General features: G+C 56.4%; 11 protein-coding genes. 10 read left to right on the top strand and 1 reads right to left on the bottom strand.

The window, feature by feature from the left end:
• Positions 1-17: 17 nt before the first annotated feature.
• The 8 genes from cyoB to putA all read left to right on the top strand — a co-directional run bounded on the left by cyoB (position 18) and on the right by putA (position 12354).
• The gene (cyoB, locus tag SB13_RS02475) at positions 18-2012 is read left to right on the top strand and encodes a cytochrome o ubiquinol oxidase subunit I (RefSeq protein ID WP_026738829.1); all 1995 of its coding nucleotides are present in this window, start codon (positions 18-20) and stop codon (positions 2010-2012) included.
• On the top strand, positions 2002-2616 hold the full coding sequence (locus SB13_RS02470) for a cytochrome o ubiquinol oxidase subunit III (RefSeq protein WP_026738828.1): 615 nt from the start codon (positions 2002-2004) through the stop codon (positions 2614-2616). The genes cyoB and SB13_RS02470 overlap by 11 nt, the downstream gene beginning before the upstream one ends.
• Positions 2616-2948: a cytochrome o ubiquinol oxidase subunit IV gene (locus SB13_RS02465; protein WP_026738827.1), complete on the top strand. Its 333-nt coding sequence runs from the start codon at positions 2616-2618 to the stop codon at positions 2946-2948. The genes SB13_RS02470 and SB13_RS02465 overlap by 1 nt, the downstream gene beginning before the upstream one ends.
• 16 nt (positions 2949-2964) lie before the next feature.
• The gene (gene cyoE / locus SB13_RS02460; protein ID WP_026738826.1) at positions 2965-3855 is read left to right on the top strand and encodes a heme o synthase; all 891 of its coding nucleotides are present in this window, start codon (positions 2965-2967) and stop codon (positions 3853-3855) included.
• A 148-nt stretch (positions 3856-4003) separates the two neighbouring features.
• Positions 4004-5383, top strand: coding sequence for an MFS transporter (locus SB13_RS02455; RefSeq protein WP_026738825.1), 1380 nt, complete (start codon positions 4004-4006; stop codon positions 5381-5383).
• Between the two features lie 472 nt (positions 5384-5855).
• A complete protein-coding gene (locus SB13_RS02450) occupies positions 5856-6692 on the top strand; it encodes an ABC transporter substrate-binding protein (RefSeq protein ID WP_081821815.1) in 837 nt (278 codons plus the stop codon).
• Positions 6693-6949: 257 nt separating this feature from the next.
• Positions 6950-8491 carry an amino acid ABC transporter permease/ATP-binding protein gene (locus SB13_RS18105; RefSeq protein ID WP_026738824.1) on the top strand — a complete coding sequence of 514 codons (1542 nt, stop codon included), beginning with the start codon at positions 6950-6952 and terminating at the stop codon, positions 8489-8491.
• Positions 8492-8574: 83 nt separating this feature from the next.
• Entirely contained in the window at positions 8575-12354 is a 3780-nt protein-coding gene (putA, locus tag SB13_RS02440) for a trifunctional transcriptional regulator/proline dehydrogenase/L-glutamate gamma-semialdehyde dehydrogenase (RefSeq protein ID WP_051616307.1), read from the top strand.
• A 48-nt stretch (positions 12355-12402) separates the two neighbouring features.
• Here the strand turns inward: putA and SB13_RS02435 are convergent, their stop codons facing one another.
• Complete coding sequence (locus tag SB13_RS02435) at positions 12403-12894, bottom strand: YajQ family cyclic di-GMP-binding protein (protein WP_026738822.1); 492 nt, start codon at positions 12892-12894, stop codon at positions 12403-12405.
• Positions 12895-13082: 188 nt separating this feature from the next.
• Here SB13_RS02435 and panE point away from each other — a divergent pair, with 188 nt between their 5' ends.
• The gene (gene panE / locus SB13_RS02430; RefSeq protein ID WP_026738821.1) at positions 13083-14006 is read left to right on the top strand and encodes a 2-dehydropantoate 2-reductase; all 924 of its coding nucleotides are present in this window, start codon (positions 13083-13085) and stop codon (positions 14004-14006) included.
• A complete protein-coding gene (gene yajL, locus SB13_RS02425) occupies positions 13969-14559 on the top strand; it encodes a protein deglycase YajL (protein ID WP_026738820.1) in 591 nt (196 codons plus the stop codon). Before panE ends, yajL begins: the two co-directional genes overlap by 38 nt.
• The last annotated feature ends 50 nt before the right edge of the window (positions 14560-14609 follow it).

Genomic DNA, 14609 nt, shown 5'->3' with positions numbered 1-14609 from the left:
AGCCGAGGGATAATACGATGTTCGGAAAATTAACTCTTGATGCGGTTCCGTACCATGAACCTATTATCATGGTCACCGTGGCAGCAATCATTCTAGGTGGGCTAGCGCTGCTGGCCCTGATTACCTATTTTGGTAAATGGAAATGGCTGTGGACTGAATGGTTCACGTCCGTTGACCATAAAAAAATCGGCATCATGTATGTCATCGTCGCGCTGGTGATGATGCTGCGTGGCTTCGCCGACGCCATCATGATGCGTACTCAACAGGCGCTGGCCTCGGCAGGTGAAGCAGGTTTCCTGCCTCCTCACCACTACGACCAGATCTTTACCGCGCACGGCGTGATCATGATTTTCTTCGTGGCGACGCCGTTCGTGGTCGGCCTGATGAACCTGGTCGTTCCGCTGCAAATCGGTGCTCGTGACGTTGCCTTCCCTTTCCTAAACTCACTCAGCTTCTGGATGTTTGTCGCCGGGGTCATCCTGGTCAATATCTCGCTGGGCGTGGGCGAATTCGCTCAGACAGGTTGGGTAGCCTATCCTCCCCTTTCGGGTAAGGAGTACAGTCCCGGCGTCGGGGTCGACTACTGGATATGGAGTCTGCAGATATCCGGGCTGGGCACCACGCTGACCGGCGTGAACTTCTTCGCCACCATCATGAAAATGCGCGCGCCCGGCATGAGCATGATGAAGATGCCGGTGTTCACCTGGGCGTCACTGTGCACCAACGTTCTCATCATCGCCGCATTCCCCATCCTGACGGTCACCATCGCGTTACTGACGTTGGACCGTTATCTGGGCACCCATTTCTTCACCAACGATATGGGCGGCAACATGATGATGTATATCAACCTCATCTGGGCCTGGGGCCATCCTGAGGTGTACATCCTGGTGCTGCCGGTCTTCGGCGTGTTCTCCGAAGTGACCGCAACCTTCTGCCGTAAACGGCTGTTCGGCTATACGTCTCTGGTGTGGGCGACCATCGCCATCACCGTGCTGTCGTTTATCGTGTGGCTGCACCACTTCTTTACGATGGGGTCTGGCGCGAACGTGAATGCCTTCTTCGGCATCGCCACCATGATTATTTCCATCCCGACCGGGGTGAAAATCTTCAACTGGCTGTTCACCATGTATCAGGGCCGTATTCAGCCTAACTCGGCGATGCTGTGGACCATCGGCTTCATCATCACCTTCTCTATCGGCGGGATGACCGGGGTACTGCTGGCCGTACCGGGCGCGAACTTCGTGCTGCACAACAGTCTGTTCCTGATCGCCCACTTCCATAACGTCATTATCGGCGGCGTGGTGTTCGGCTGCTTCGCAGGGATCACCTACTGGTTCCCGAAAGCCTTCGGCTTCACCCTGAACGAAACCTGGGGTAAGCGTGCCTTCTGGTGCTGGATTATCGGCTTCTTTGTCGCCTTTATGCCGCTTTATGCGCTGGGCTTCATGGGCATGACTCGCCGCCTGAGCCAGCAGATCAATCCGGAATTCCACCCGCTATTGCTGGTCGCTTCCGCCGGTGCCGCACTGATCGCGCTGGGTATCCTGTGCCAGCTGATTCAGTTCGTCGTCAGTATCCGCGACCGCGAACAGAACCGCGATCTGACCGGCGACCCATGGGATGCGCGTACACTGGAGTGGGCGACATCCTCCCCTGCCCCGTTCTACAACTTTGCGGTCGTCCCGCAGGTTCATGACCGTGATGCATTCTGGGAAGAGAAAGAGAAGGGCGAGGCCTATCGCCGACCGAACGGCGGCTATGAAGAGATTCATATGCCTAAGAACACTGCCGCGGGCCTGGTCATCTCTGCCTTCGCCCTGGTGTTCGGTTTCGCCATGATCTGGTACATCTGGTGGCTCGCCGCTGTCGGTTTCGTCGGCATGATAGCGACCTGGATTGTGCACAGTTTCAATCAGGACGTGGACTACTACGTTCCCGTGGAAGAAATCGAGCGCATAGAAAACGCAAATTTCGAGAAACTCAGCAAGGCAGGCGTGAAAAATGTCCACTGATACTTTGAGTCACACGAATACCGCCCATGCAGAGCATGGGCATCACGATGCGGGAGCGACGAAAGTTTTCGGCTTCTGGATCTACCTGATGAGCGACTGTATCCTGTTCGCCTCGCTGTTCGCCACCTACGCCGTCCTGGTCGATGGCGTCGCCGGCGGCCCGACGGGCAAAGAGATCTTCGAACTGCCGTTCGTACTGGTCGAAACCTTTGCCCTGCTGTTCAGCAGCATCACCTATGGCATGGCGATGATCGCCATGAACAAGGGCGATAAGTCGCGGGTTAACCAGTGGCTGGCGATGACGTTCCTGTTTNGTCTGATCTTCATCGGTATGGAACTTTATGAGTTCCATCACCTGATTGCGGAAGGATACGGACCGGATCACAGCGCATTCCTATCCGGCTTCTTCGCTCTGGTCGGCACGCACGGTATCCATGTCACCAGCGGTTTGATCTGGCTGGTTATCATGATGATTCAGGTCTCACGCCGCGGTCTGACCGCGACCAATAAAACCCGCCTGATGTGCCTCAGCCTGTTCTGGCATTTCCTGGACGTGGTGTGGATCTGCGTCTTCACCGTTGTTTACCTGATGGGGGCGATGTAATGAGCCATTCTACGCATGACAGTGCGGGTGCCAGCCACGGCACCGTCAAGTCCTATCTGACCGGCTTTATCCTGTCGATCATCCTCACCGTGATCCCCTTCGCGATGGTGATGACCGGCGCCGCGGCGACGCACATCATTATGCTGACCGTGGTCGGCTGCGCCGTCGTACAGATTCTGGTCCATCTGGTGTACTTCCTGCACCTGAACACGTCGTCGCAAGAGCGCTGGAACGTTGTCGCGCTTGTCTTTACCGCCCTGATTATCGCGATTGTAGTTGGGGGTTCTATATGGATTATGTGGAACACCCATCACAACATGATGATTCAGTAACTGGACCGTCACCATGATGATTAAGCAATACCTACAGGTCACCAAGCCGGGCATTATTTTTGGCAACCTGATTTCTGTCATCGGGGGATTTTTACTCGCGGCCAACGGCAGCATTGATTATCCCCTGTTTATAGCGACACTCTTCGGCGTGTCGCTGGTCGTGGCTTCCGGTTGCGTTTTCAACAACGTGATCGACCGCGATATCGACAAAAAAATGGAGAGGACCAAAAACCGCGTTCTGGTGAAAGGGCTGATTTCGCTGAAGGTGACGTTGGCCTATGCCGCGCTGCTGGGTATTGCGGGCTTTGCCTTACTGTATGTCGCCGCCAATCCGCTGGCCATGTGGCTGGCGGTGATTGGCTTCGTTGTTTATGTCGGCGTCTATAGCCTCTACATGAAACGGCATTCTGTCTACGGCACGCTGATTGGCAGCCTGTCTGGCGCGGCTCCGCCGGTCATCGGCTACTGCGCCGTCAGCAACCAGTTCGACGCTGGCGCGCTGATCCTGCTGCTGATTTTCAGCCTGTGGCAAATGCCCCACTCTTACGCTATCGCCATCTTCCGCTTTAAAGACTATCAGGCCGCGAATATTCCAGTGCTGCCGGTGGTGAAAGGGATCTCCGTCGCGAAGCATCATATTACGCTGTACATTCTGGCGTTTATGATCGCTACTCTGATGCTCTCCCTGGGCGGCTACGCCGGGTATAAATATCTGGTCGTTGCGGCGGCGGTGAGCCTGTGGTGGCTGGGCATGGCGCTGTCCGGGTATAAAAACCTGAACGACGATCGCCTTTGGGCCAAAAAGCTGTTCGTGTTCTCGATTGTCGCCATCACCTCGCTGAGCGTGATGATGTCAATCGACTCCATCACCCCGGCTCAGGACGCGATGCTGACCTACCTGCGTTAACGACGCGCCTGCTATCAGAAAAAAACAGACGGCATGCCGTCTGTTTTTTTATTTCTCCCCCACTCCGCCAAATCAGGTAACAAAACGCACATTTACGCGCGTGCGTTCAAGGCTCTAAAATAGCGCCAGAAAAACATCCGAGGTATAGATGAACGATAACCGAATGACGCCTGCCGAGTTACGGGCCACCTGGGGACTGGGCACGGTCTTTTCACTTCGCATGCTGGGCATGTTCATGGTCCTCCCGGTGTTAACCACTTACGGTATGGCCTTGCAGGGCGCCAGCGAATTCCTGATAGGCGTCGCCATCGGTATCTACGGCCTGATGCAGGCGCTTTTCCAGATCCCATTCGGGCTGATGTCGGACCGCATCGGCCGCAAACCACTCATCGTCGGCGGCCTGCTGATGTTCACCGCCGGTAGCGTCATCGCCGCCCTCAGCGACACTATCTGGGGCATCATTCTTGGCCGAGCCCTGCAAGGCTCGGGGGCGATCTCCGCCGCGGTAATGGCCTTGCTGTCGGACTTGACGCGTGAACAGAACCGCACCAAAGCGATGGCATTCATCGGCGTCAGCTTTGGGATCACCTTCGCCATTGCGATGGTAGTCGGACCTATCGTCACCCATGCTCTGGGTCTGCATGCGCTCTTCTGGGGTATCGCGATTCTTTCCGTCATCGCAATAATCATCACGATCGCGTTTATCCCGAACGCCTCCCAGCATGTCCTTAATCGTGAGTCGGCGATTGTACGCGGCAGCGTTAGAAAGGTGTTGGCGAATAGCCGACTGCTAAAGCTGAACATCGGCATCATGTGCCTGCATATTCTGCTGATGTCGAGCTTCGTCGCGCTGCCGCGAGCAATGGAGCAAGCTGGACTTCCGCCGCAGGATCACTGGAAAGTGTATCTGGCGACGATGCTGATTTCGTTCGTCGCCGTCGTGCCTTTTGTCATTTATGCCGAGCTGAAGCGCCGCATGAAGCAGGTATTCATCCTCTGCATCGTCATTCTTATTGCCGCCGAACTGGTACTGCTGAGTGCGGATGCCAGCCAGCTATGGCGGATCATCATCGGTATTCAACTGTTTTTGCTGGGATTCAACGTGATGGAAGCCTTGCTGCCTTCACTCATCAGTAAAGAGGCCCCAGCCGGGTATAAAGGCACCGCCATGGGGGTTTACTCCACCACGCAGTTTATCGGCGTTGCGATTGGCGGCAGTCTGGGCGGCGCGCTGTTCGACCTGCACGGCGCCGCGTTGGTCTTCAGCGCCGGCGCTATCATCGCGCTAGGCTGGCTGATACTCAGCTTTACGATGCAGGAACCGCCTTATCTCAGCAGCCTGCGGATTACCCTGTCTGATCAAGCGCTGCAAAGCCCCCAGCTCGAGCAAAGAATGCGCGACTTGCCGGGCGTCGCCGAAGTCATCATCGTGCCCCACGAGCTCAGCGCTTATGTCAAAATCGACAACAAACAGACCAACCGCAAAACGCTGGAGCAGTGGCTCGATACGGCTTCGGCGTCGGTCTAACACCCCTGTGCTGACCAAGGCGATGCTCCCATCGCCTCCTCGCGACTAAACGTTAAACGCCCCCGTCTATCGAGGGGCGGCCCTACCCCATCAGGCCAAAAAACCCGTTAATTCAGGCACCTTTTCCTTGTCCAGCCGTTGCACCATCCTATGCACTGCCTTTGTGCAGACGCACAACGAAGAGACATCTCCCCTTCCTCCAAGTACAGCTCATTTGCACGATACGGCGGAGAGAGACGTCATTCCCTCTCCCCTGCGTGCCCGACGCACCGAGGATCGCCGCACACCGGATTAATTAATTTTTCTTAACAATCCCTAACCACAGGCGCTGTGTTGTCGCTCTTCGTCGGCCGTATCGCAGGCAAAGGAGCCGCACTGAGCACCGTTGCGGGAAAATGGCACGGTATATGCTTAACAAATAGGAATCGCACCCACACAGCAGGCTGGCTTACCGCACAATAAGGAAATCAATATGACTGGGAAAAAACCGTTCAACTCCGCTTTTTTCACGTTCAGAAAGGCACTGTATCTCTGCGCCGCACTCGGCGCCCTGGCGAACGCCCCGGCTTTTTCCGCACCGCTGAAAGTCGGCGCCGACCTCACCTATCCTCCCTACAACTATCTTGATAATCACAAGCCCGCAGGGTTCGATGCCGAGTTCATCCAGCTCGTGGCCACAGAACTCAACACCAAACCCGAGTTTATCGATACACGCTTCGCTAACCTCATTATGGGTCTGAATACAGGCAAATTTGACGTCATCGCCTCTTCACTTTACATCACGCCCGAACGCGCCAAACAGATAGATTTTATTCCCTACGTCAAAACCGGCGGCGTCCTGATCGCGAGAAAAGGCGACCCGTTTCAACCGACGGAACTCGGCATGCTATGCGGTAAAAAAGTCAGTTCAATCAGCGGGGCGGCGTGGGTGTTAAAAATGTCGCAGGGCTCCAAGACGCTGTGCGTGGATAAAGGGCTAAAACCTATCGATATCCGGGAATTCCCCACCGCGCCCGAAGCCAGTCAGGCTGTACTGTCGCGCGCGGTAGACGTTCAGTTTGACGATGCGGCGGTGGCTTTCGACGTCGCCCAAAAAACCCAAAAACTGACGGTCAGCAGCGGCATCGTCTATCCGATTCTGATTGGACTGGGCGTGAAAAAAGGCAACCAAGAGAAATTCAGCAGTCTGAATACCGCCGTCCAGACGGTCATCAAGTCGCCGGAATACCAGCAGCTGTTGGAAAAATACAATTTGAAGGCCTATTCCCCGAGCGAAGTGCAGGCGGCGTTAAACGGCACGCTGCAATAGATCATCATCCCGTCCCCTTCCCCACACGTGCAGAGGTCTGACCGTGTGGGAAGGAGCATCATCAGTCAGGCTCCCTCTGCGCCTTGACCGGATTTACGGCGCTCGCCGACGTAGCGAACAGGACGTCGCCGATTCGCCATCGTCACATCATTGCGAACAGAAAGCACGGGCGTCGCTATTCACCTTGTGTGTTATTCCGGTGAGCATCCAGATGCATGATCGCTAATGCCAGCGTCAATTTCTTCACAGGATAAACTATGGATTTTGATACTCATTATTTCTTTGAACTGTTCTCTTATTCTGATTTTTGGCAAGCCACGCTCGTCGTAATTGCGCTGAGCGTGGCCTCCTGGATTGGCGGCAATATTCTGGGCCTCGTTCTGGCGCTGGCGAAACAATCCCATTTCCTGCCGCTACGCGCTCTCGCCAAGTTATATATCTGGTTTTTCAGAAGCTTGCCGCTCCTGGTTTTGATTATCCTGATTTACAACCTGCCGCAATTTTTTACGTCGACGTCAGATCTTCTGTCATCGCCCTTTATTTCCGGCCTGATCGCGATGGTGCTATGCGAATCCGCGTTTATCGCCGAGATTTATCGCGGCGGGTTGATGTCCGTGCATAAAGGGCAATTGGAAGCAGCGAAATCCCTCAATATCAATTACGCCGGCATACAGAAGCGCATCATCATTCCACAGGCGATGCGCATCGCGCTTCCCGCGTTGGCGAATGAATTCATCGTCATCGTCAAACTGACGTCGTTGGTGTCCGTGATTTCATTAGGGGAAATTCTTCTGGTGGGACAACGACTGTATACCCAGAATTTCAAAGTCATCGAAACGCTGCTCGCCGTGTCGTGCTACTACATCTTCATCGTGACCGTCTTCGACCGGCTGGTGACCGCACTGGAAAAATGGCTCGATACCAGCAGCAGGAAAGCCCGAGGATTAAGCGATCACGAACTCGCCTTGCTACAGGCGAAACCGCCCGCTCCCGCGCCGCAGTCCGCCCGCAAATATGCCAGCAACAAGCACCGCGTGACCCTGGCATTGGAAGGCATCTGTAAACGCTACGGCAATAAACCGGTGCTGAAAAACATCAATCTGGCGATTAAAAAAGGCGAAGTGATCGCCATCATCGGCCCATCCGGTTCAGGCAAAACCTCGTTAATCCGGACCATGAACGGTCTGGAGTCGCTCGATGCGGGGAAAATCCTGCTGGATGACCAGCCGTTCCTTCACCCCACGGATAACGGCAGGCCGACACAACATTATTACCAGCAGGCAGAGAAAATCGGCATGGTTTTCCAGGGGTTCTATCTCTTCCCACACATGACCGCGCTTGAGAATGTCATGTTCGCGCCGCTCTACCATCACACCGGCGCCAGAGACGACATTCTGGCTCAGGGGTTAACGCTGCTGAAGAAAGTCGGGCTGCTTGAACACGCGCACAAATACCCCCACCAGCTCTCCGGCGGCCAGCAACAGCGCGTGGCGATCGCCCGTGCGCTGGCAATGACGCCTTCCATCATGCTGTTCGACGAACCGACTTCGGCGCTGGACCCGGAGCTGGTCGGCGATGTGCTGAAAGTCATTGAAGACCTCGCTAACGAGGGAATGACGATGGTGATCGTGACGCACGAAATGTCCTTCGCATTCAAAATTTCCGATCGCATCGTCTTTATGGAAGAGGGCGAGATTCTCGCCGTCGGCTCCCCGAATGACATCCTGCATTCCACGGACGAGAGATTAGTGAAATTTCTCCATAATCAGAAGAGTGCACTGACGACACTCGCGCTTTAACGCCAAGAACGATGGACGGGCTGAATTCACCGTAGCGGCTGCTTTCCCGCCGTAGACTAAGATTAAGTAACGTGAGGTTTACTATGGCTATCGATATCGTAAGAGATGATGTTATGGACAGAGAAAAAGTTTCGCCGTTCGCTGAATTATCTACGCATTGGACCTCCAGAGATCACAAGAGACAAGCCATCACGCTGGTCTGGGACCAGCCTGAGCAGGAAGTGGTGTCCTCTTTGTTTGAGACCCTCAATATACCTGACGACATCGACCAAAAGATCCATCAATTGGCCTATACCCTGGCCTCATCGTTGCGCAAAAAGAAAGTCAGTAAAAATCGCGAATCAATGATTCAGAACTTGTTGCAGGAGTACTCCCTGTCTTCACGGGAAGGCGTAGCGCTGATGTGTCTGGCCGAAGCCCTGCTGCGTATCCCGGATGACGATACCCGCGACCTGCTGATTCGCGACAAGCTCTCGGGACAAAACTGGAAGTCTCACCTGGGCAAAAACTCGTCTCTATTTATCAACGCGGCGACGTGGGGACTGCTCGTCACCGGGTCGGTCGTCAGTTACGGCGACAAACACGCCTTGTCAAACAGCGTGAACACAATTATCGCTACCGCCTCTTCCGCGCTGATCCGAAAAGCGATGGACGTCGCCATGCATGTCATGAGCGAGCATTTCGTCACCGGAGAAACCATTTCGCAGGCGTTGCAGTCGATCACTCCCATCGAGAAAGCCGGGTTCACCTACACCTTTGATATGCTGGGGGAAGCGGCGCTGACCCAGCGAGACGCCGACAACTACGTTCAACGCTGTCAGGACGCGCTGCACGCCATCGGCAAGCACAGCCGGGGAAAAGGCATTTATGACGGCACGGAGTTTTCACTCAAACTCTCGGCGCTGCACCCCCGTTATACGCTGCACCAGTATGAACGGATGTTCAGCGAACTGTATCCCACGCTGAAGTCGCTGGTGCTTCTCGCCAAATCCTATGATGTGCCGATCACCATTGATGCCGAAGAGGCCGACCGGCTGGACATCTCGCTGGATTTACTGACCCGGCTGTGTGAAGAGCCGGAACTGCAGTCCTGGGACGGCATCGGCTTTGTCGTCCAGGCCTACCAGAAGCGCTGTTTCAGCGTGATCGACTACCTGAAAGACTTGGCCCGCCAAACCCAACGCCGCCTGCGAGTGCGCCTGGTCAAAGGCGCTTACTGGGATAGCGAAATCAAACGCGCGCAGGTCGCCGGGCTTAGCGCTTACCCGGTGTTTACGCGCAAGGTCTACTCCGATGTCTCCTATCTGGCCTGCGCGAAGGCCCTTTTGTCCGAGCCGACGTTGTTCTATCCCCAGTTCGCTACGCACAACGCTCACTCGCTCGCGGCCATCTTTTATCTGGCGGGTGAGACCTTTACGCCGCACCAGTATGAGTTTCAGTGCCTCCATGGCATGGGCGTTCCGCTCTACCGGGAAGTGGTGGGCGAAGAGCGCCTGAACCGTCCCTGCCGCATCTATGCGCCGGTCGGCTCGCACGAAACCCTGCTGCCTTATTTGGTCCGACGTTTGCTCGAAAACGGCTCCAACAGTTCGTTCGTGAATCAGATCGCGGACCCGAACGTTTCTCTCGACAGCCTGGTCGCGAGCCCTATCAATGTCGTCTCCACGCTGGCGAAAACGGAGAACCAGCTCGGACTGCCGCACCCCCGCATCCCGTTGCCGCGACACATCTACGGCGCATCCCGAGAGAACTCACGGGGACTCAACCTGTATAGCGAAGTCTGTTTGCACGAGCTGTTCACAACCCTGACGCACAGCTCGCAGGAGAAAATCCATGCGCAGCCGCTCACGGCGACAGGCTCCCCACTTGGGACGCCGATCGATATCATCAATCCGGCGAACCCGCGCGATATCCTAGGCACCGTCTGCGAAGCGACCGACATCGATGTCGCCCATGCGCTGGCTGCCGCGCAACAGGCGACGCATCAGTGGTCCGCCGTTGCGCCCTCGGACCGTGCGGAAATATTGATCCGTGCCGCCGAATTGATGGAGCAACGCATCGGCGAACTCATCGGCGTGCTGGTCAGAGAGGCCGGAAAAACCTACAGCAATGCCATCGCCGAAGTGCGCGAAGCCGTGGATTTTCTTAACTATTACGCCCTGCAGGTTCAGCAGACATTCGAAAATGACAGCCACGTACCGCTGGGCGTCGTCGTCTGCATCAGCCCCTGGAATTTCCCGCTGGCCATTTTCACCGGCCAGATAGCCGCCGCGCTGGCGACCGGCAATACGGTGATTGCCAAACCGGCCGAGCAAACGCCGCTTATCGCCTACCTCGCCGTGAACATCCTGTATGAAGCCGGTATTCCGAAAGACGTTTTGCAGATGCTGCCGGGACGAGGCGAAACCGTCGGTGAGCCGCTGATCGCCGACGAGAACGTTAAAGGGGTGATGTTTACTGGCTCTACCGCCGTCGCCCTGTCGATCAACCAAAAAATTGCGGGACGCCTGGACGACGCTGGACGCCCGATCCCCCTGATTGCGGAGACCGGCGGCATTAATGCCCTGGTTGTCGACTCGTCCGCTTTGCCGGAGCAGGTCATTATCGACTGCATGACCTCCGCGTTTGATAGCGCCGGTCAACGCTGCTCCGCGTTAAGACTGCTGTGTATCCAGAATGACGTCGCCGAGCCGCTGCTCGAAGCCTTGCGCGGCACGATGGTCGAATATCAGATGGGCAACCCTGAACAGCTCGCCACGGATATCGGCCCGGTCATCGATGAAGAAGCCATGGGCGGAATCCGCGCGCACATCAGCGCGATGCGGGACAAAGGCTTCCCCGTGTTTCAGGCCAGCCATACCCCGATGAGCGACGCCGCAGACGACGCGCACGGTTACTTCATCACACCCGCGCTCATCGAAATCAACGCGATCGAGGATTTGAAAAAAGAAGTGTTCGGCCCCGTGCTGCACGTACTGCGTTACGACAGCCGTCAGTTGCCGGAGTTGGTGAATAAAATCAACGCATTGGGATATGGCCTTACCTTCGGCATTCACTCCCGCATCGACCGCACCATTAACAAAGTGGCGGAAAACATCAAAGTGGGCAATGTGTACATCAACCGCAATGTGGTGGGCGCGGTGGTCGGCGTTCAGCCCTTCGGGGGCGAGGGACTCTCCGGCACCGGCCCCAAGGCGGGCGGGCCGCTGTACCTGTATCGTCTGCTGAGCCAGTGCCCCGCCGATGCCTCGCTGCAAGGCTTGCGCTACACCGCGGTCGCCGGACCGGAAGCCATGCCAACGAAGCCTGGCACCTTCAACGCCTTTACGGCTCTGAAAGCATGGGCGGAGCAGCAGCAAAACAACGAGCTGCTACACTGCTGCAAAACGTTTAGAGAAAACAGCGCCGGATATACCGTTAGCGCGCTTCCCGGTCCCACCGGCGAAGATAACGACTACCGGCTTCTGCCCCGAGAACGCGTTTTGGGGCTGGCGCTGAATCCACAGGATTTGCTGATCCAACTGGCGGCCGTCGCCAGCGTGGGTGGCAAAATGCTGTGGCCGGACGCCTCCATGAACATTGCGCTCTACGAAAAGCTGCCCGCTGACGTTAAATCGGCTATCGACATCGCGCCCGCCTCGACGCTTTACGAACAGCCTTTCGACGCGGTTATTCATCACGGTAATGCCGTTTCGCTACAGAGCGTCTGTGCTCAGTTGGCCGCCAGACACGGCCCGATCGTGTCGGTGCAGGGGTTGAGCAGCGGAGACAACGCCATTCGGCTTGAGCGCCTGCTGATTGAGCGCGCAGTCTGCACCAATTCGGCGGCGGCGGGAGGCAATACGCGTCTAATGACGCTTTAAAACAGAAAGGCCAGCTTAGCTGGCCTTTTGCTTCTGGGAGAAGTCCGCTTAGTCGCGGAAATTGTTGAACTGGAAAGGCTGACCCAGATCTGCGCCGCGCACCAGCGCCATCACGCTTTGCAGATCGTCACGGGACTTACCAGTCACACGCACCTGCTCACCCTGAATCTGCGCCTGAACTTTCAGCTTGCTGTCTTTGATCAGCTTGACCAGTTTCTTCGCCTGAGCCGTCTCGATTCCCTGCTTCAGCCCGGCTTCCACGCTGTAGGTTTTACCGCTGTGCTCCAACTCTTCAGGCACCTCTACCGCGCTGCCTTCGATGCCGCGTTTGGCCAGCTTCTCCCGCAGAATATCCACCAGTTGCTTCACCTGGAAGTCGGACTCGCTCGCCATCTTGATGGTTTGCGCTTTCTCATTCAGATCAAAGCTGGCGGGCACGTTGCGGAAATCCCAGCGGGTGCTCAGCTCGCGTGACGCATTCTCCACCGCATTGCGGACTTCCTGCATATCAATTTCCGAAACAATATCGAAAGATGGCATGATTTATCTCCTGACACAAAAAGGCTGCCGAGCATGATACCTGCTCGCCAGTCATAAGCAAAATGGACGCCGGCATGGCACAGACCGCTAACTGCAGGCGGCGAATACGGCGGACAAAACGATGAGCGATGCCTTATCATGTATAAAGTGATGCAGATCACATTTTCATTTTACCCTGGGAGAGAGGCATGAATATTACCGTCCTCGGCTGCGGCGCCATCGGGCAACTCTGGCTCGCCGCGCTTCATCAGCAAGGGCACGACGTACAAGGCTGGCTTCGCATCCCCCGCCCTTACTGCCCGGTGAATGTGATCACGCTCGACGGAGAACACCGCAACCTGAATCTCACCGCTAATGATCCCGAACATCTGGCGCAAAGTGAGCTGTTGCTGGTGACGCTCAAAGCCTGGCAGGTCTCCGACGCCGTCTCCTCCCTCCTGCCACGTCTGCGTCCGAACTGTACGATCCTGCTGTTGCACAACGGCATGGGAACACTGGAAGAACTTCCGACGTTAACCCAACCGGTGCTGGCCGGCATCACCACCCACGCCGCACGCCGCGATCGCACGGCCGTCACCCATATCGCCGCAGGTACGACCCATATCGGCCGCGTCAGTATCGGCGGCGTCAATGCCATTGACGACCAGAGCTCGCTGGCGGAAATCCTGCAACAGGCCCTGCCGGACGTGGCCTGGCATAACAACATCACCGCTACCTGCTGGCTGAAGCTGGCGGCCAACTGCGTGATCAATCCGCTGACCGCACTGTATCGCTGCACCAACGGTGAGCTGGCGTCTCATGAGCCGGCATTGACGTCGCTGTGTCAGGAGATAGCGCAGGTCATGGACCGGGAGGGCCTGCACACCTCGACCGAAAGCCTGTTACTCTATATCCATCAGATCATCCACAACACGGCGGCCAATACCTCCTCAATGCTGCAGGATATATTGGCGCAGCGGCACACCGAGATTGATTACATTACCGGCTACCTGCTGAAACGCGGACGAGCTCACGGCTTAACGCTGCCGGAGAACCGCCGCCTGTTCGAACAGATTAAGCAAAAGGAGAGTGAATATGAGCGCATCGGTACTGGTTTGCCTGGCCCCTGGTAGCGAGGAAATCGAAGCGGTCACTACCATTGACCTGCTGGTCAGAGCGGGGATTCAGGTGACGACCGCCAGCGTCGCCGGCGACGGCGATCTGAACATCATCTGCTCGCGCGGCGTCCGTATTCTGGCGGAAGTCCCGCTGGTGGCCGTGGCTGACCGCGCCTTCGATGCGGTGGTCTTGCCGGGCGGACTGGAAGGAGCTGAGTGCTTTCGCGACAGCCCGCTGCTCATCGAACGCCTGCGCCAGACGCATCTGGAGGGTAACATCGTCGCCGCGATCTGCGCCTCCCCCGCCGTGGTGCTGGAGTATCATCAGCTATTCCCGGTAGGGAATATGACCGGCTATCCGGGGCTGAAATCGCAAATCCCTGAAGAGAAATGGCTCGACAAACGCGTCGCCTTCGACCCGCGCGTCAACCTGCTGACCAGCCAGGGGCCGGGCACCAGCATCGATTTCGCCCTGAAACTGATTGACCTGCTAATCGGCAAGGCAAAGGCGGCCGAGGTTGCCGCTCAGCTGGTGCTGCCCCCCGGCATCTACAATTATCAGGACTGATTTTCATGCATTAAAAAAGGCGCCGAAGCGCCTTTTTTACCTACATCACT

This window comes from Lonsdalea quercina subsp. quercina (assembly GCF_000688695.1).
Classification (GTDB): domain Bacteria; phylum Pseudomonadota; class Gammaproteobacteria; order Enterobacterales; family Enterobacteriaceae; genus Lonsdalea; species Lonsdalea quercina_D.
The sequence above is the reverse complement of the archived record's forward strand: the minus strand, read 5'-3'. Positions and strand labels throughout refer to the sequence as shown.